Raw genomic sequence first — 17,106 nt, 5'->3', positions numbered from 1 at the left:
CGCGACGGTCAGGTAGAGCTTTCGGGACATCGATGGATGTCTTGACTTCCACGCACCGGCCGCCGCAGACTGAGGGTCATTGGAGAGCGCTCTCCAACGTCGGATCGGGCCACGGGCACGGTGGCGCCGGCGTCTGGCCCCCGCTCCCTCCTGACGGCCGCGCCGCCCGACTGAGCGTCGCGGCCCACACCCGAGGAGAATCCATGAATTCCGTCCCACCGCCCATCCCCCCTCTCGTCCGGGCGCACCGCAGAAGGCGTGCGGCGCTGGCCGTCGGCGCCGCGGCGGTCCTCACCTCCGCCCTGACCGTGGGCTTCCAGCACGCCGCCCAGGCGGCCGACACCCTGCTGTCTCAGGACCGGATCGTCACCGTGTCCTCGACGCAGGTCAGCGGCACGCCGGGCAACGCGGCGGTCGACAGCGACTCCACCACCCGGTGGGCCAGCGCCGCGACCGACCATGAGTGGATCATGATCGACCTCAGCGCCACCTCCGCGATCACCCGGGTCCATCTGCAGTGGGAGGCGGCCTACGCGAAGGCATTCCAGCTCCAGACCTCCGCCGACGCGGTCACCTGGACGACGATCTACTCCACCACCACCGGTACCGGCGGCACCCAGGACCTCAACGTCTCCGGCACCGGCCGGTACGTGCGGATGAACGGAATCCAGCGCGGCACCGGCTACGGCTACTCGCTGTACGAGTTCCAGGTGTACGGCTCGCAGCCCGGCGCCCCGGCACCCGGCGGCCCCGGCTACATCCTGGCCAATCCGCAGGTGACCGGGGTGACGCCGTCGCACGCCACCCCGCCCAACGCCTACTTCCACGAGTTCCAGGCCAACTGCTCGGCCAACCACACGCTCCCGGACGACCCGATCGTCTTCCCGGGCCAGGCCGGCGCCTCGCACATGCACACCTTCATGGGCAACAAGGCGACGACCGCGAACAGCACCACGGTGGCCAGCTTCGAGGCCGGCGGCACCACCTGCCTGGCACCGGGGGACAAGTCCGGTTACTGGATGCCCACGATGTACAACGGCAACACCGCGATCCTGCCGATCGGGCCGCAGGTCATCTACTACAAGACCAACCTGATCGACTACACCAGCGTCCGGCCGTTCCCCAAAGGTCTGCGGTACCTCGTGGGCAGCCCGGGCAACAACGCCACCCAGTTCATCCAGGAATCGTACGAGGGCTGGGAGTGCGGGGACAGCTACTACAACGCCGACTTCCCGGCCTCGTGCCCGGCCGGTACCCAACTCAACGTCCGGTTCCAGGCACCCAGCTGTTGGGACGGCAAGTACCTGGACACCCCGGACCACAAGAGCCACATGGCGTACCCGGTCGACGGGCGGTGCACGATCGGCCACCCGGTCGCCCTCCCGATGATCGAGTTCAAGATGGCGCTGCCGGTCAGCGGGGACCTGTCGCAGGTCCGGCTCTCCAGTGGCCGCGGCTACTCGTTCCACTACGACTTCTTCAACGACTGGGACGACCCCACCCTGGCCGCCCTGGTGACCCACTGCATCGACGGTGGCCTGCAGTGTGACGCGCGCGGCTACGACCAGAACCACCCGGAGAAGGGCGCCGTCCTCAACGACCAGTACCTCCTGCCCTGAGCGTCGGAGGCGCGGGCGCTGGCCGGTCGGACGGACCGGTCAGCGCCTGCGCCGGACAAGGGAGTACCGATGACATCGAAGCTGGGACGCCTGGTCGTCCTGGTGGCGCTGACCGTCACCGTGGCCGGCTGCGGGCCCGACCGGCACGTCGCCGCACCCGGGGCCGCCGTGTCCGCCGGTGCTTCCGCCGCGGGCGTCTCCGCGACCGGCCGACTCATCTGCTCAGACGAGGCGCAGGAGGACATCGCCACCGCGGTCGGGCTGCCCACCAGCCGTCCGGTCGCCGGCACGCTGAGAGGCAACGAATACTCCTGCGACTACACGTACCCCGCCGGAACCATGGCGTTGTCGGTGACCGAATTCGCCGATGACGCCGGTACCGACGCGTTCTTCGGCTCGGTGCGCACCTCCTGGGCGGGATCCGCGCAGTTGGCCGGCATCGGCCAGGACGCGTACCAGAGCCAGGACGGCTCGATGGTTGTTCGCAAGGACCGCAAGGTGCTGCGGGTCGATGTCGGCGGACTGCCCGCACGGTTCGGCCAGCCGCCGACCACGCGACGTCAACTGGCCGCGGCCGTCGCGGTGGTCATCATGGACTGCTGGACGGAGAGCTGAGCACACCGATCCTGCCCAGCCACCGGCACGCTCCATAGCGACGGCGGGCCGCCGGACGGGGCGCGGCGGCCCGCCCACGTGGCCGTTCAGGCCGAATCGCGGACCACCAGCACTGGCTCGAAGATGACCGACGTGGGTCGCTGGCCCGGCTCCTCGATCCGGCGCAACAGCATCTGGGTCATCTCGGCGGCCATGTCCTCCACCGGCTGGCGCACGGTGGTCAGCATGGGGCGGCAGGCCAGTGCCGCCGCGCTGTCGTCGAAGCCGACCACCGCGACGTCCTCGGGTATCCGCAGGCCCCGCTGGTGCAGCACGGCCAGCGCACCCTGCGCCATCAGGTCGTTGGCGACGAACAGTCCATCGAGATCGGGATTGCGGGCCAACAGCCGCTCCATCGCCGCCGCGCCGCCCGCGACCGTGAAGTCGCCCTCCTCCCACGGCAGGTACGGGTTGCCGTGCACGGCCATCGCCGCGTTGACTCCCTGGAGCCGATCCTGGCCGGCCACCGCCTGCTGTGGCCCGGCGATGGTGGCGATCCGGCGGCAGCCGTGGGCCACCAGCCGGTCGGCGGCCAGCTTCGTGCCCAGGTGGTGGTTGACGTCGACGTAGCTCAGCGGCATGGGTCGCGACGGCCGGGCGAACAGCACCGCGGGCAGGCCGGCGTCGGCGAGCATTTCGGGCAACGGGTCCTGGGCGTTGAGGGAGATGACCAGGCAACCGTCGATCTCACCCTGACGCAGGTAGCCCATCAGCTGCCCGCGGGTCTCGGCGGAGTCCACGAGCATGAGCACGAGGTGCCCGTCGTGCGAGCGCAGGAACCGCATCACGCCGTTGAGCGCCCTGCCGAAGAACGAATCCGCGAAGACCTGTCCCATGAACGGCTCCTCGAAGGCCCCGTCCATCGAGACGGCCAGGGCGACCAGGCCGGTGCGCCGGGTGACCAGCGACCGGGCCGCCCGGTTGGGCACATATCCGGTGGCGGCGATGGCCTCGTTGACGATCCGCTGGATCTCCGGATCCACGTTGCGGGTCTGGTTGATGACCCTGGACACGGTCGCCCGGGACACTCCAGCGACCTGCGCTACGTGATCCAAGGTTCGGGCTTGCAGGGGCGGGGGATCCGCGGTCACAACGCCAGTTATAGCACAGAGATTGGAGAGCGCTCTCCCAGCCGTTCGTCGAGTCTTGGTGCCTCGAGACCGGACCACTACGCCTCACAAGTGCTACGGATAGTGGCTCTGTTCGCGCGGTGTCGCCCGTCCGATGCTGGGTGGCGGTCGGCTACCTCCGACCCTTCATCCGAATCTGGGGGACGCCATGAGCAATGACCGTGACCGGGACCGGGACGCCGTCACGACCGACGGCTTGGACCAGTCGTCGACCCGGCGAGACACCTTCCGGCTGGCGCGCGACGCCGTAGTGGTCGCCGCCGCGGCCGGCGTCATCGGCGGTGCGGCCGCCGCGTCCAGCCCCGCCGCCGCCGCGACCGCGGACGACCAGTTCGTCACGAAGACCTACGACTCGAAAATCATCATGCCCGACATCGGCGCTCTGCATGTCGCAGACGACGAGATCTACGAACGGGAGGCTCGGGTCAAGGGCGTCGAGATGCTCACCGTGCGGGTACCGCAGAAGGACCCGGTCCCGTCGACCAACCCCGGTACCTTGACGCTTTTCCTGGCTCGCGCCGGCAGCGGCACGATCGAGGCTGCCCGCGCCGCTGCCGCCGCCGATCGGGCCAGCGCCGAGAAACTCAGCGACCTGCTGCGCGCCCAGTTCGAGACGCGCAAGATGGTTCCGCTGACCGCTGCGGTGGACCAACTCGTTGCCCAGCCGGTGTTCGCCGAGTTGCGGATGAGCAACCGGACCCTGGCCCGCAATCTCTTCGTACCCGCCGACGCGTCGATGTGTGTGGCGACGCTGCCGTACACCGGCGCCGACCTGGACCCGGCCGCGTTCCAGCTCGTCGAGTACGCACGTCCCGGCGCCGCCGAGGGCTACGACGCGGTCATCCTCAAGTACGACCCGCCGATCACCGACCTGGAGCGGGCGGCGCTGGCTGCCGCCGGGTCGATCCCGAATGGCGGCCCGGTCACCGCCCCATGCGACGCCGACCTCGTCGAGGTAGCCCTCATGGTGCTGCTCTACGCACTCCTCCTCAAGCCCGTCGACTTCAACGCCGACCAGCACCTGACCGACGAGGAGATCCGGAAGATCGGGCCGCAGGCCACCGCGCGCGAGCTCATGCAGATCCGCCGAGAATTCATCAAGAACCGCTGATTGCCGTGGACGTCGCGCTCGGTGTCCTGCTGGGAGTCTGGCTCGTGGTCTCGGCGGTCGCCCAACTCGAAGTGATAAAACCCGGAGTTTCCCGGGTCCGGCGGCTCGACCTGTTCAGCCTCGTCCCGCAGTACAACTTCTTCGCACCACGCCCCGGTACCAAGGATTTCCATCTCATGGTCCGGGCGACCACTTCGTCCGGCGAGTTCGGGCGATGGCGGGAACTGAGCCCGTTGCCACACCGCGCCTGGTGGAACTGTCTGTGGAACCCGGCGCGGCGTCCCCGCAAGGCGCTGTTCGACCTGGCCACCACGCTCGCCAAGGAGAGCCAGGCGGTGTCCCGGACCGCGGTCCAGGTCTCGGTCAGCTACCTGGTCCTGCTCAACCACGTGAGCACCGCGGCCAGGCTCCAGGCACCCGCGAGGGTGCAGTTCCTGCTGGCGGTCTCGAACGGCACCTGCTCGACCGAGCCGCCGAGAGCACTGTTCATCTCGCACGTCCACGAGGTGGAGCGATGAATGTCGATACAGCGACCGGCCTGCGTTTCGTCGAGGTGATCGCCTCGGTCGGCGTGGTGGTGTCCTCGCTGGAACTGCTTGCCAGACCGCGGCTGGTGGACGACGCGTCCCTGATGAGCTGGCCGGTGTTCCGGCTGCGCCATCCGTGGTTCGCGGGCGGCGCCAGCGGCGCGGCGATCGGACGGGTGCTCGGCTTTCCGCGGATCCTGGGGATTGTCGCGCTCCGGCTCGTCGCGGCCCTGCTGCTGGTCGCACTGCCGACCGGAGGGCCGGTGCACGTGCTGCTGCTGGGGCTGGTGGCACTGGGCACGTCGATGCTGATCCTGCGCACCACGTTCGGCCTCGACGGCGCCGACCAACTGGTACTCATCACCTTCACCACGCTCGCCCTGGTCGCGGTGCACCCCAGCGCCGTAGCGGCCCGCTTGGGGCTGTGGTTCATCGCGCTGCAGGCATGCCTGGCGTATTTCACCGCCGGCATCTACAAGGTGACCTCGCGGACGTGGTGGGACGGCAGCGCGTTGACCGGTGTGCTGGGGACGCTCTCGTACGGCAATCGATCGCTGGCCCGGTGGTTCGACTCGCACCGGCGCACCGCGCTGTGGTGCTCGCGCTTGTTCTGCGCCTCGGAGGCGGCGTTCCCACTGGTGCTGCTCTGCCCGGCCGGCTGGCTGCCGTACTTCCTGGTCTGGGGTGTCGTGTTTCACGCGTCCTGCGCGATCATCATGGGTCTCAACGACTTCGTCTGGGCGTTCGTCGCCACCTACCCGGCGATCGCCTACGTGGTCCTGCGCTGACGATCGGGCCCGGACCGCGTCGAGCGGTCCGTCGTCACCACGGGCGTCCTGGCCGGCATCACGGTTACCGACACCCGGCGCACCCGACCCGAGGTCCCGGCGCGGTAGCCCGAGCGATGACAGGTGCCGATGGTCCGGTGTGCGTGGCGATCGGCGCTCTGAGCCTTGAAACCGTACTGGACAATCGAAGCCGTGCGCATCATCGAGGTGACCATCTCCGGCGACGCGATCCGACTCGGCCAGTTCCTGAAACTGGCTGGCCTGGCCGTGGGCGCGCCCGACGCCAAGGTCATGGTCGAGGTCGGTTGGGTCACTGTGAATGGGCGGGTGGAAACCCAACTCGGCAGGCAACTGCGGCCCGGTGACCTGGTCGCCGCCGCGGGGCGCTCGGCGCGCGTGGTGACCGCGGATCAGGGCCCGGTGAACAGGTAGGTCGGGGTCCGGTCAGCTGGCGCCGGGTACGGTGATCGCCGTCGGCTCGTAGCGTGTGAGCTCGAGTACGTGCACTCCCGTTCCGTCGGCGGCCCGCTTGGCATGCGACGGATCTCCGAAGTTGGCCTCGAACATGTCGTAGTGGATCGGGACCAGGACCTTGACCTGGGCGTCGCGCGCGAGCTCCACGGCCTCGGCGGCCGTGAGGTTCCCGACGATGTTCTGTGCCTCGCGTTCAGCGTCCCGGCCGTTGATCGGCAGCAGCGCGACCGTCACGCCGAGCCGTTTGAGGTCGTCCACGTGCCGGGGGCTGCGGACCGTGTCGCCGGCGTGGAACAGGACGTGGCTGCCGGCCTTGATCGCATAGCCGAGGAAGCGCGCGGGTTCGTGCGCCGTCGACCCGTCGCCGATCGGCTCGCCGGTGTTGACCGCGTGCCACGCGGGGAGCGGGACGATCTCGAGATTGCCGATCCACACCGGCGCGTCGACGCGCGCGCCGACCACGTCGCCGCCCAGCTCGCGCTCGACGGCGGCCCTGAGCGGTTCGGGGACGACGATCACTGCCCGGGGTGACCTTCGCCGGATCAGACGCAGCGAGTCGGGGTGGAGGTGGTCATTGTGCTCGTGGGTGCACAGGACGGCGTCGACGTCGTCGATCGGGAGCGTGGCGGGATCGGGCGCGGGCACGGCCCGGCCGGAGGACGGGGCGATGAACGGGTCGATGACGACCCGGGTCTGGAGGTCGTCGACGACGACTCCGGCCTGACCGAGCCAGGTCAGCGCGAGGTCGCGCCGCGGGATGCCGGTAGCTGACATGCCGCTACCGTAACGGAAGGATGGTCAACTGGGTTCATCTCGCCGCCGTCATGACCCCGACGGCCGACGCCCGCACGCTCCGGCGGCTGGGAGCTTTCATGTCATCCCCAGCCGGCGAAGCATGGAAAGTCGGTTGCCGCTCGGCTAACCGGTCACTTCGAGTACCGTGCCGAGGTCGGCAGCAGAGCTTCCGCCGACCCAGATGTCGACAGTCGTCGCGTCTTGGACCCTGCCGCGTGTCGCCGCACTCCAGTAACTGAGTTCGTCCGGTCCGAGCGGGAAGCGAACCGTGCGCATGTTGCCCGCCTCGACTGTGACGCGCTGGAAACCGACGAGCTGGCGCAGTGGGCGCGAGGACGTGCCGTACCGCTGGTGAATGTAGAGCTGCACGACCTCGTCCGCATCACGCGTCGAGACGTTGCTGACGTCGACGGTGACCACCGTCGACTGCCCCACGCGAATCCGCTCGGCGTCGAGGCGCAAGTTGGAGTACTCGAAGCGGGCGTAGGACAGCCCGTGCCCAAAAACGTAGAGCGGGGTGCTCTCCTCGTCCCAATAGCGTCGCCCCTGGTCCGCTGGCTTGAATGTGCGGTTGTGCGAGTAGATCATCGGCACGTGCCCGACGTGACGGGGCCAGGTGAACGGCAGCTTTCCGGCCGGTGTGACGTCGCCGAGAATCGTGGCGGCAACCGCCTCTCCGCCTCGTGTGCCTGGATACCAGACCTGCAGGATCGCACTGACGTTCTTCTCCGCGAAGCGGAGGTCCACCGGCCGGCCGGTCATCACGACGAGCACGACGGGCGTTCCCGTCGCGACGATTCGCTCGAGCTGCTCGACCTGGCGGCCAGGTAGGTCGAGCGTCGAGGCAGAGGCGAATTCGCCTGCCTGGTTCTGCCGCTGCCCGACCACGACGACTGCCACATCCGATGCCTCGGCCACGCCGACGGCGCGACGCAGCTCGGCTTCGTCGTCGTGGTCGTCGGCTGTCTCTTCCACGCTCGGATCCTGGTTGTCGAAGAACGACGGGACCAGTCGTCGGGGAATTCCCACACCTGGCGCGTATTCGACGGCCACCGAATCACCGAGTCGCTGTCGCAGCCCATCGAGGATCGTGACAACTTCCTCGGTGTCGTGGTCGAACACCCACGGCCCGAGCGTGTCCCTCTTGCTCGCGGCGAGTTGGCCGATCACGGCGACCGACGCGAGGCGAGCCGCGTCCAGCGGCAGTGTCTGTGCATCGTTCTTCAGAAGGACGAGACTCTGTTCGGCCGTGGCGCGTGCGAGTGCCTTGTGCTCGGGAGCGGTCACGACGGAGGTTGAGGCGACCTCGTCGGTGAACGGGTTCTCGAACAGACCCATCCGCAGCTTCGCGATCAGCACCCTTCGAACGGCGGTGTCGATCGCCGCCTCCGCGACGCGTCCCGCCGCGACAGCCTCGGGCAGATGCCCGAACGCGGGGTCGGCCATGCACATTTCCATGTCCAGCCCGGCGCTGAGGGCGCGAGCGCCCGCGTCGGTCAGATCGCGAGCGAAGTGCTGCGTCCGCAACGAGCGGACCGCGTCGGCGTCGGAGACGACGAATCCGTCGAAACCCAGGTGGTCGCGAAGGACATCCGTGAGAAGCCAGTTGTTGCCCGAGGCGGGCACGCCGTTCAGGTCCATGTAGGCACTCATGACGTTGCCCGCGCCGGCGTCGACCGCGGCTTGGAAGGGCGGAAGATAGACGTTCCACAGTTCGGAGTCGGAGATCTCGGCGTCGTCGTAGTCGCGTCCGCCGCGCGCCGCGCCGTACCCGGCGAAGTGCTTGGGCCCGGCGATGACGTGTTCAGCGCTGAGGTCGCCCTGGAAGCCGCGCACCTGGGCCGCCGCGACCGCGGCACCCAGCACGGGGTCCTCTCCTGCCCCTTCGACCATCCGCCCCCACCGAGGATCGCGCGCGATGTCGACCATCGGCGCGAATGTCCAGTGGATGCCGACAGCACGGGCCTCGCGCGCGGCGACAGACTGTGCTCGCTCGATCACCTCAGGCGACCAGGTGGCCGCCAACGCGATCGGTACTGGAAAGATCGTGCGAAGGCCATGAATGACGTCGAAGCCGAGTAGGAGCGGAATGCCGTGCCGGCTCTCCTCGATGGCAATGCGCTGAAGGCGGTTGGCGACGCTTGCGTCGCGAACGAACAGCACAGAACCGGCACGGCCCGTTCTGATCGCGTCTTCCACGACGCGTGCCTGCTCGTCGGCGGCTTCGGGGTCGATGACATAGAAGTACTGCGTGATCTGGCCCGCCTTCTCCTCCAGCGTGAGGCGGCTGAGGAGGTCGTCCGCTCTCTGCTCGGGGGTGAGGGCGGGGTCACGGAAAGCGGGTACGGTCACGTCTCATCCCGGGTGTGCGGAGTTGAACTGATGAAGAATGCATTGAACTGCCGAGGGAGTTCCGCGCAGTGGGGGCCGTTCCGCAGCCTCACGGGGTGGGGTGCCCCCATGCTCGCGGAAATCCTCCAGAACGCCATCGGTTCACCATAGAGACGGGCCTTTCGCCGTCTCCACGGGCCCGCCCCTGGCCACAGGGTCACGCACTCTGGTGCAATATCCCAGTGGGAAAGGACCTTTCGGGCCGGCGCGTACGGGCGATTGCGCCAGATGACCGAGTCGCGCACTCCTACTTCCTGTTCGCTGACGGCCAACTGTTGAGGGCGGGCACCGGAAGCACACACGCCGAGGTCATCGCTGAGGCCGCGGACATCGGTGAGGTCGGACACAGCACGGGCGACGGACGGCTGAAAGGCAAGGAACTGGAGATCCGGCTGTACGTCCACGGCCCGTGGGTGTGCGTGACCGAACGGTTCGGCCTCAACGCGACGCTGATCAACACTACGACCGGAAGGGCGCGCGGGTTCTGCCGTGCCGACTACCACTCGGATGTGTCCAGCTACTCGATCGGCTTTCTCGACTGGGATGGACGTACGCTGCTGCTCGCGCAGACGCAATGGAACCGACTGGACGTCTTCGACGCTGAGACCGGTGAGAACCTGACCGAGCGTGAGGTATTCATCCGCGACTCTGGGCGGCTGAACGAGCAGGGCCACAAGGTCTACGACCGAAGGAACTACATCGACTACTTCCACTCGCTGTTGCACGTCTCGCCGGACTCACGCCACTTCCTCAGCAACGGCTGGGTGTGGTCGCCCGTGGACATGGTGCGGGTCTTCTCCACCGAGGCGTTCCTGACCGGCTACGAGCCGACCAGCATCCCGGTTGGAACGGCCTTCGGGTACAACTGGGACCGACCATGCGCGTTCATCGATGACCGGACGTTCGTGCTCGCCTTGGATGACAGTGTGGACGCGCTGGACGAAGACGAAGCCGCCTCCTACGAGTACCGGCAACTGGCCTTCTTCGAGATCCCGCAGCTACCCTTGGCCTCCGACGCGAACCGGTGGCTGGAGCCCAGCTTCTTCGTGGACTGCGACGTGTTCCCCCGCAACCAGTACGGTGAGGTCAAGGGCGAGCTGCACTACGACCCCGAGTCGGCTTGCCTCGTCGCGCTGACCGACGGCAACGGTTCCCTCGTCCTCTCGCTGAATGGGAGGGTCGTGGCCCACGCGCCGGACGTCAGCCTCGCCAGCCCACCGTCGCACACCGACTTCGGCAGCAGCTACAGTGAGCCCCTCGGGTGGTCGTACGCGCCGAAGCACCGGACGTTCTACCGCTGGCTCGACGGCGCCGGCATCGAGGAACGAGCCCTCCCCACAGCATCGAGTTGACTGTCAGCGGCGACGCAACCAGAACGCATCGCGATAGGGCCGGCGCATCTGTCGACGCGGCCCCCGACGGGTAGGTCCTCCGGCCCTAGGTGTCGATCGGCTAGGTTAACCAGCTATGACTGCCGTAGTCATAGCCGCTCCGCTTGCTTTTGTCCTGGCGCTGATCGGATCCCCGTTCGTGATCGCGGGCCTGCGCCGGCTCAGGGCCGCTCAACCGATTCGCGGCGTTTATGTCGAAGCCCACCAAGTCAAACGGGGTACGCCCACCATGGGCGGCCTCATCTTCATCGGTGCGACCCTCGTCGCGTACTTCATCGGCCACCTCGCCGAAAAGGCCCTCCCTAGCCAGCAGATCGTTCCGCCCCGCCCGACGATTACCGGCCTGGTCCTGCTCGGGCTCATGGTGTTCTGCGGCGCCATCGGCTTCATCGACGATCTGCTCAAGGTTTCCCGGCGCAACACCGCCGGACTCAGCGGTCGGTGGAAGATCGTCCTCCAGATCGTCGTCGGCGGGGTCTTCGGGACGGTCGCCGTGCACTTCCCATCGACCAGTGGCCAGACGGTTGCTAGCGATCATCTATCCTTCATCCGCGACATTTCCTGGGCACGGCTGGGCTCGGTCCTCATCGTCATCGTGTTCATCGGCATCGTGATGGCCTCCACGAACGCGGTCAACCTCACCGATGGACTCGACGGGCTCGCCACCGGAACGTCCGTCATCGTCCTGATCGCGTATGTGGCGATCTCCTTCTGGCAGTATCGGCACTGGTGCTCGGATACGACGCACCTGGCGTACTGTTACCAGGCCCGTGACCCGCTCGAAACCGGGCTGATCGCGAGCGCCGCAGCCGGCGCCCTGACCGGATACCTGTGGTGGGGCACCTGGCCGGCGCGGGTCTTCATGGGCGACGTCGGCTCGATGTCGATCGGCGGGCTGATCGCCGGCGAAGCCGTGGCCACGCACACGATCCTGCTGCTGCCGGTCATCGGCGTGCTCTTCGTCATCATCACCGGGTCGCGGATCATCCAGTACGTGTCCTGGAAGACCCGGCATAAGCGCGTCTTCCGGCAGTCTCCACTGCATCACCACTTCGAGCAGGTGGGCTGGAGCGAGGTCAACATCGTGATCCGCTTCTGGATTATCGCCGGCATCGGGACGTTCATCGGCCTCGCCCTGTTCTACAGCGCATTCCTCGCCCAGACCGGCTAGCCACCCCTACAGACGGCAGATGCGTCGCCCAGTGTTCAGACCGCCGACCCGGAGACCCATTCGTTGCTTCTTATCGTGGGCGAGGCCCTCGCCGCCTTCATGCGCCAGCTGACCAGCCCCGCGTCCGCACCCCGCGCGAAGTCTGCCGCCCTAACCAGCTCCACCACCGCCGATGATGTGCCCTTCACCGGACCGTGGGCCAGCGGTGCACCGGCCATCACCGCGTACGCGGCCGGCCGGCTCGGCGCGGATACCACCCTGGTCGCCGGGCTGGGCCGAGACCACGAGGGCGACATCATCCGCCAGCGGCTGCGTGCGGCAGGTGTGAACTGCCGCGAATCCGGGTCCGGGCACGGGCTGCGCACCGCGACCGCGCACGTGACGTACTTTCCGGACGGGCGCCGCGCGTTCACCTTCGACGTGGCCGCCACCGCGGCAGCCGCGGTCACCGAGGCGGACCTGGCGGATCTGCCCGAGGCCGCCGACTGGCTGCATCTGTCCGGCTCCGCGCTGCTGTTCGGCCAGCCATTGGCCGCTGCGGCGATGGCCGCGTTGCGCCGGGCACATGCCGCCGGCGCCCGGGTCTCGGTCGATCCGAACGTGCGCGTCGAGGCGCTGACCGCCGAGTCTGCAGCGCTTGTCACCGAGGCGATCGGCCTGGCCGGCGTCGTCTTCCCGAGCGCCGGCGAGCTGGCGACGCTGGGCCTTTCCGTCGCGCGGCTCACCGACCGCGGCACCACGGTCTGCGCCACCGACGGCGCCCGGGGTTGTTCGATCCACACCTCGGCCGGTACCTGGCACGTGCCGGCGGTACCGGCAAAGGAGGTCGACGCGGACGGCGCCGGCGACACCTTCGCGGGCGGCTACATCGCGGCCGCGCTGGCTGGGGCCGACCCCCTGGAGGCTGCGTCGACCGGCGCGCGCGCCGCCGCCGAGTCGATTGCTGTGGTCGGCCCGATGCAGGCCGAGTTGACGCCGCTCAGCCGGTGACGGGCATCCGGTCCAGCTCGCCGCGGAGGATTTGCGGCCACGTGTTCCTACCCGCCCCGCCGCCATGGACGAGGCCGTTCGTTCTATGCGTCGCGGCGCTTGAGCAGGATTGCCGCTACCGCGAGCGCGGCGGTCACGTAGCCGGCGAAGACAGCCAGGCCGGCCCAGGGGGCCAGCGAGCCGCTCACGTGCGCGGCGGTCATGAAGGCCGTGCCCGCGTTGGACGGCAGGTACGGGCCGACGGTGTCGTTCCAGCTCTGCGGCAGCAGCGGGAACAGTCCGGGTATCACGAGCACGACGGTGAACAGCACGCCGATGGCGGCGGCGTTCCTGCGCAGGATGGCACCGGCCGCCAGACCGATAAGGCCCACGCCGGTGAGGTATATGGCGGCGCCGATGACCGCTCGAAGCACCCCCGAGCCGGCAAGGCTCGCCCCTGCCGTACCGATGAGGGCCTGGCCGCCGAGGAACGCCGTGAACGTGGCGACCAGCATCGCGACCGTGACGATCCCGCCGAAGACGATGGCCTTGCCCCACAGCACGGCAAGCCTGCGCGGCACGGCGGCCAGCGTGGGACGCATCATCCCGGTTGCGTACTCGCCGGTCACCAGGGTGACCCCCAGCACCCCGATGATCAGCTGGCCGAGGTTGACGCCCCCCAGGGCGACGTCGACCGGGCCGGCACCGCTGCCGGGCTGTAGCCCGATGGTCTGCGCGCCGATGACTCCGGAGTGCACACCGGAGAACAGCAGTCCGAGGGCGACCACGGCTCCGACGGTGGCCAGCAGGGTGAGAACCGTGGACCGGACCGAACGGAATTTGATCCACTCCGAGTTGACGACCCGGGTGAGCGTGACGCGTCCCCTGGCCGCGCGCCGGGTGCGCAGGAATGGCGCTGGTGGTGACGGTACGTCCGCAGGTGCTGCGACGGTACGCGGTCGGGCCGCGAGGCTCGTCACGGTCATCAGGCGGCCTTCCCTGCCGGCGCGACTTCGACGGTCGCGCGGTACTCCACGCTGCCGCTGGTCAGTTCCATGAAGACGTCCTCGAGCGACGGCTGCTGGGGCGAGAGTTCGTACAGGCAGATGCCGGCTTCGGCGGCACGCTCACCGATCTGTTCGATGCTCAGCCCGATGACCTCCAGTACGCCGCGCTCGCTGCTGGCGATCGAGACGTCCGGGCCGGCGAGCAGGTCGCTGAGCGCCGCGGAGTGAGGCGAGCGGACGCGCACGCTGTTGACGCAGGCGCGGGTGGTGAACTCGGCGATGGGTACGTCCGCGATGAGCCGGCCCCGCCCGATGACGACCAGATGCTGCGCGGTCAGCGCCATTTCGCTCATCAGATGCGAGGAGACGAAGACGGTACGGCCCTCGGCAGCCAGGGCCCTGAGCAGGTTGCGGATCCACAGCACGCCCTCGGGGTCCAGGCCGTTGACCGGCTCGTCGAGCAGCACCGTTTCTGGATCGCCGAGCAGTGCTGTGGCGATGCCCAGACGCTGCGACATGCCCAGGGAGAAGGAGCCCGCCGGTTTGCGGGCGACCTCGCGCAGGCCGACCAGATCGATCACCTCGTCGACTCGACGCTTGGCAATTCCCGTGGTCGCCGCGATCGCGCGCAGGTGGTTGTACGCCGACCTGTTCGGGTGCACCGCTCTGGCGTCCAACAGCGCGCCGATCTCCTGTAGCGGCGCGCGGTGGTCAGCGTATCGGCGGCCGTTGATGGTGACCGTGCCGGACGTCGCGGCGTCGAGACCGACGATCATCCGCATGGTGGTCGACTTGCCGGCGCCGTTGGGGCCGAGGAATCCGGTGACGGTACCGGGCCGGACGGTGAAGGTCAGATCGTCAACGGCGGCGCGCTGGCCGTACCGTTTGCTCAGATTCTTCACTTCGATCACTCGGGGACTCCTAGCGCTCCCTGCGGCGGTGGCGTCCCCAAGGATGGCAACCGGCCGGTACACCCGCCGTCGTCCATCCGCAGACACCTGGGCGTACTGCATCGGCAGTACGCGGCCGGCGCCCTACCGAGGCGGCTCGCCGGGACGTACCAGGCCGGTCTGGTAGGCAATGACCACCAGTTGGGCGCGGTCGCGGGCACCTAGCTTGATCATCGCCCGGTTGACGTGGGTCTTCGCGGTCAGCGGCGAGACGAACAGCCGCTCGGCGATCTCGTCGTTGGACAGCCCGGCAGCCACCAGCGTGAGGACCTCGCGCTCACGCTCAGTAAGCGCCTCGAGCTGGGACGGCACGGCCGAACAGGTGTTCTCCGGCAGGGCCAGGAACCGGCCGATCAGCTTCTTGGTTGCCGCGGGGGACAGCAGGGCGTCGCCGGAGGCCACGGTCCTGATGGCCGTAAGCAGCCCGTCCGGATCCACGCCCTTGCCGAGGAATCCGCTGGCACCGGCCCGCAGCGCCTGCAGCACGTACTCGTCGATCTCGAACGTGGTCAGGATCAGTATCCGTACCCCCGCCAGCTGCTCGTCCTGGGTGATCTGCCGGGTTGCCTCCACGCCGTCCATCTCCGGCATCCGGATGTCCATCAGGACAAGGTCGGGGCGGATACGCCGGGCGAGCTGCACCGCCTCCACGCCGGTGGTCGCCTCCCCGACGACCTCGAGATCGTCGGCGGAGTCGATCAGAACCCGGAACCCGGCACGGATCAGCTGCTGATCGTCGGCCAGCACCACGCGCAGGGTCATCCGCGCTCCTGGCACGCCGGCAGCACGGCCCGGACCCGGAACCCGCCGCCCGGACGGGGACCGGCGTGCATTCGCCCACCGGCGGCCGAAACCCGCTCCCGCATGCCGAGCAGGCCGTAGCCGGTGCTCACCATCGAACGGATGCGGCGCCGCTCGGCGGGGGCCTCGTTGTCCACTTCGACGGTCAGCTGCTCCGGCTGGTACGACAGCTGGATACGCACGATGTCGCCACCGTGCTTGTGCGCGTTGGTCAGGGACTCCTGCAGCAGCCGGTAGGCGGCCAGATCCACCGGCGCCGGCAGCGCGTAGATCTGGCCGGCGCGCCGCCAGGTCACCCGTAACCCGGCACCACGGAACGATTCGATCAACTCTTCCATCCGTCCCAGGCCCGGTACCGGCTCGGTCGGCGCGGCCACCTCCTCGTTCTCCCGCAGGACCCGCAGTACGCTGCCGAGTTCGTCGAGTACCGCCCGGCTGGCATGGCGAACATGGCCCAGCGCCTCCTGTGCCCCGGAAGGGTCGCTGCGCAGCACATGGCCGGCGACCCCGGCCTGTACGTTGATCACCGCGATGTGGTGCGCCATGACGTCGTGCAGATCCCGGGCGATGCGCAGCCGGTCCTCGGCCAGCCGCCGCCGGGTCTGCTCATCACGGCTGTGCTCCGCGCGCCTGGCCCGCTCCTCGGCCGCGAGCACGTAGTCGCGGTGGCTGCGGATCGCATCGCCGACCGCCGCGGCCAGGCCACTCCACAGCACGAGCACCACCTTGTCCGGGTCGAGAACGGTGCCCCTGGTCGAGTACAGGGCACCGCCGACCAGGACCAGCCCGGTGAACGATCCGGCGAGGACCGCGGTCAGGCGGTTCGTACTGACCGCCACGGTGTAGACGGCGATCACCACGGCGAGCGTGGACAGGCCCCGGGCCTCGTTCAGCGCCACCGACAGGGCGGTGGCCGCGCTGCTGACCGAAAGGACCGCCAGGGGGTGACGCCGGCGAAGGACCAGTACGCCCCACACCACCGCGCTGAACGCGGCCTGGCCCGGGGTCAGCCGCCCCTCCCCGCCCAGCGGGCCGAGCAGCGGATACGACACGCTGATGGCAAACAGACACAGGGCGACAATGGCGTCGAATACGTAGGGATGCAGCCGCGATGCCTGCCGCACCAGCGTTACCGCACCCATACCAACGACGCTACGTCAGGCGACCGCCGTCGGCTTCTTCCTGCGGCGCTACCCCATGGTGACCCGGCCGACACGCTCTGCCGGAGTCGAGGACAGGCCGGGAAGAGGATGGCGCGCACGGAACCGGGCGATCGATGCGCAAGCGTCCGGTACAGGCATGATGCTCACCCGAACAGCTGGCGGCCC

Annotated in this window: 16 protein-coding genes; 9 read left to right on the top strand and 7 right to left on the bottom strand. The window is 68.7% G+C overall.

The window, feature by feature from the left end:
• Nucleotides 1-203: 203 nt before the first annotated feature.
• Together Raf01_RS24020 and Raf01_RS24015 are read left to right on the top strand one after the other, a co-directional pair.
• Nucleotides 204-1,619: a DUF1996 domain-containing protein gene (locus tag Raf01_RS24020; protein ID WP_203920240.1), complete on the top strand. Its 1,416-nt coding sequence runs from the start codon at nucleotides 204-206 to the stop codon at nucleotides 1,617-1,619.
• Nucleotides 1,620-1,688: 69 nt separating this feature from the next.
• The gene (locus Raf01_RS24015; RefSeq protein WP_203920239.1) at nucleotides 1,689-2,234 is read left to right on the top strand and encodes a hypothetical protein; all 546 of its coding nucleotides are present in this window, start codon (nucleotides 1,689-1,691) and stop codon (nucleotides 2,232-2,234) included.
• Between the two features lie 86 nt (nucleotides 2,235-2,320).
• Here Raf01_RS24015 and Raf01_RS24010 read toward each other — a convergent pair whose 3' ends face one another.
• The gene (locus Raf01_RS24010; RefSeq protein ID WP_239133857.1) at nucleotides 2,321-3,328 is read right to left on the bottom strand and encodes a LacI family DNA-binding transcriptional regulator; all 1,008 of its coding nucleotides are present in this window, start codon (nucleotides 3,326-3,328) and stop codon (nucleotides 2,321-2,323) included.
• A 223-nt stretch (nucleotides 3,329-3,551) separates the two neighbouring features.
• On the opposite strand from Raf01_RS24010, the gene Raf01_RS24005 reads away from it, so the two are divergent.
• The 4 genes from Raf01_RS24005 (at nucleotide 3,552) to Raf01_RS23990 (ending at nucleotide 6,261) form a co-directional block, all read left to right on the top strand.
• Entirely contained in the window at nucleotides 3,552-4,514 is a 963-nt protein-coding gene (locus Raf01_RS24005; RefSeq protein WP_203920237.1) for a hypothetical protein, read from the top strand.
• Nucleotides 4,515-4,519: 5 nt separating this feature from the next.
• Nucleotides 4,520-5,032 carry a hypothetical protein gene (locus Raf01_RS24000; RefSeq protein ID WP_203920236.1) on the top strand — a complete coding sequence of 171 codons (513 nt, stop codon included), beginning with the start codon at nucleotides 4,520-4,522 and terminating at the stop codon, nucleotides 5,030-5,032.
• Entirely contained in the window at nucleotides 5,029-5,829 is an 801-nt protein-coding gene (locus Raf01_RS23995; RefSeq protein WP_203920235.1) for an HTTM domain-containing protein, read from the top strand. Before Raf01_RS24000 ends, Raf01_RS23995 begins: the two co-directional genes overlap by 4 nt.
• A gap of 192 nt (nucleotides 5,830-6,021) precedes the next feature.
• Nucleotides 6,022-6,261, top strand: a complete 240-nt coding sequence (locus Raf01_RS23990) for an RNA-binding S4 domain-containing protein (RefSeq protein WP_275413032.1) — start codon at nucleotides 6,022-6,024, stop codon at nucleotides 6,259-6,261.
• Nucleotides 6,262-6,273: 12 nt separating this feature from the next.
• Here Raf01_RS23990 and Raf01_RS23985 read toward each other — a convergent pair whose 3' ends face one another.
• Nucleotides 6,274-7,077, bottom strand: a complete 804-nt coding sequence (locus Raf01_RS23985; RefSeq protein WP_203920234.1) for an MBL fold metallo-hydrolase — start codon at nucleotides 7,075-7,077, stop codon at nucleotides 6,274-6,276.
• A 144-nt stretch (nucleotides 7,078-7,221) separates the two neighbouring features.
• Complete coding sequence (locus Raf01_RS23980; RefSeq protein WP_203920233.1) at nucleotides 7,222-9,450, bottom strand: glycoside hydrolase family 3 N-terminal domain-containing protein; 2,229 nt, start codon at nucleotides 9,448-9,450, stop codon at nucleotides 7,222-7,224.
• 221 nt (nucleotides 9,451-9,671) lie between these two features.
• On the opposite strand from Raf01_RS23980, the gene Raf01_RS23975 reads away from it, so the two are divergent.
• The 3 genes from Raf01_RS23975 (at nucleotide 9,672) to Raf01_RS23965 (ending at nucleotide 13,041) form a co-directional block, all read left to right on the top strand.
• Nucleotides 9,672-10,841: a hypothetical protein gene (locus tag Raf01_RS23975; RefSeq protein WP_203920232.1), complete on the top strand. Its 1,170-nt coding sequence runs from the start codon at nucleotides 9,672-9,674 to the stop codon at nucleotides 10,839-10,841.
• Between the two features lie 115 nt (nucleotides 10,842-10,956).
• Nucleotides 10,957-12,051, top strand: coding sequence for a phospho-N-acetylmuramoyl-pentapeptide-transferase (gene mraY / locus Raf01_RS23970; RefSeq protein WP_203920231.1), 1,095 nt, complete (start codon nucleotides 10,957-10,959; stop codon nucleotides 12,049-12,051).
• Nucleotides 12,052-12,126: 75 nt separating this feature from the next.
• On the top strand, nucleotides 12,127-13,041 hold the full coding sequence (locus Raf01_RS23965) for a carbohydrate kinase family protein (RefSeq protein WP_203920230.1): 915 nt from the start codon (nucleotides 12,127-12,129) through the stop codon (nucleotides 13,039-13,041).
• Nucleotides 13,042-13,124: 83 nt separating this feature from the next.
• Here Raf01_RS23965 and Raf01_RS23960 read toward each other — a convergent pair whose 3' ends face one another.
• From Raf01_RS23960 to Raf01_RS23945, 4 genes are all read right to left on the bottom strand, one after another.
• Complete coding sequence (locus Raf01_RS23960; RefSeq protein WP_203920229.1) at nucleotides 13,125-14,006, bottom strand: ABC transporter permease; 882 nt, start codon at nucleotides 14,004-14,006, stop codon at nucleotides 13,125-13,127.
• Entirely contained in the window at nucleotides 14,006-14,938 is a 933-nt protein-coding gene (locus tag Raf01_RS23955) for an ABC transporter ATP-binding protein (RefSeq protein ID WP_203920228.1), read from the bottom strand. Before Raf01_RS23955 ends, Raf01_RS23960 begins: the two co-directional genes overlap by 1 nt.
• A 123-nt stretch (nucleotides 14,939-15,061) precedes the next feature.
• Nucleotides 15,062-15,739, bottom strand: a complete 678-nt coding sequence (locus tag Raf01_RS23950) for a response regulator (protein ID WP_203920227.1) — start codon at nucleotides 15,737-15,739, stop codon at nucleotides 15,062-15,064.
• Nucleotides 15,736-16,920 carry a sensor histidine kinase gene (locus tag Raf01_RS23945; protein WP_203920226.1) on the bottom strand — a complete coding sequence of 395 codons (1,185 nt, stop codon included), beginning with the start codon at nucleotides 16,918-16,920 and terminating at the stop codon, nucleotides 15,736-15,738. The genes Raf01_RS23950 and Raf01_RS23945 overlap by 4 nt, the downstream gene beginning before the upstream one ends.
• Between the last annotated feature and the right edge of the window lie 186 nt (nucleotides 16,921-17,106).

It is taken from the genome of Rugosimonospora africana, assembly GCF_016862975.1.
GTDB classification, from domain to species: Bacteria; Actinomycetota; Actinomycetes; order Mycobacteriales; family Micromonosporaceae; genus Rugosimonospora; species Rugosimonospora africana.
This window is presented reverse-complemented; position numbering and strand designations above follow the sequence as displayed.

Excerpts from the sequence above, each read along its gene's own strand:
- Raf01_RS24020 (WP_203920240.1), top strand. The coding sequence starts at position 204 with ATGAATTCCGTCCCACCGCCCATCCCCCCTCTCGTCCGGGCGCACCGC.
- Raf01_RS24015 (WP_203920239.1), top strand. The coding sequence starts at position 1,689 with ATGACATCGAAGCTGGGACGCCTGGTCGTCCTGGTGGCGCTGACCGTC.
- Raf01_RS24005 (WP_203920237.1), top strand. The coding sequence starts at position 3,552 with ATGAGCAATGACCGTGACCGGGACCGGGACGCCGTCACGACCGACGGC.
- Raf01_RS23995 (WP_203920235.1), top strand. The coding sequence starts at position 5,029 with ATGAATGTCGATACAGCGACCGGCCTGCGTTTCGTCGAGGTGATCGCC.
- Raf01_RS23985 (WP_203920234.1), bottom strand. The coding sequence starts at position 7,077 with ATGTCAGCTACCGGCATCCCGCGGCGCGACCTCGCGCTGACCTGGCTC.
- mraY (WP_203920231.1), top strand. The coding sequence starts at position 10,957 with ATGACTGCCGTAGTCATAGCCGCTCCGCTTGCTTTTGTCCTGGCGCTG.
- Raf01_RS23960 (WP_203920229.1), bottom strand. The coding sequence starts at position 14,006 with ATGACCGTGACGAGCCTCGCGGCCCGACCGCGTACCGTCGCAGCACCT.
- Raf01_RS23950 (WP_203920227.1), bottom strand. The coding sequence starts at position 15,739 with ATGACCCTGCGCGTGGTGCTGGCCGACGATCAGCAGCTGATCCGTGCC.
- Raf01_RS23945 (WP_203920226.1), bottom strand. The coding sequence starts at position 16,920 with ATGGGTGCGGTAACGCTGGTGCGGCAGGCATCGCGGCTGCATCCCTAC.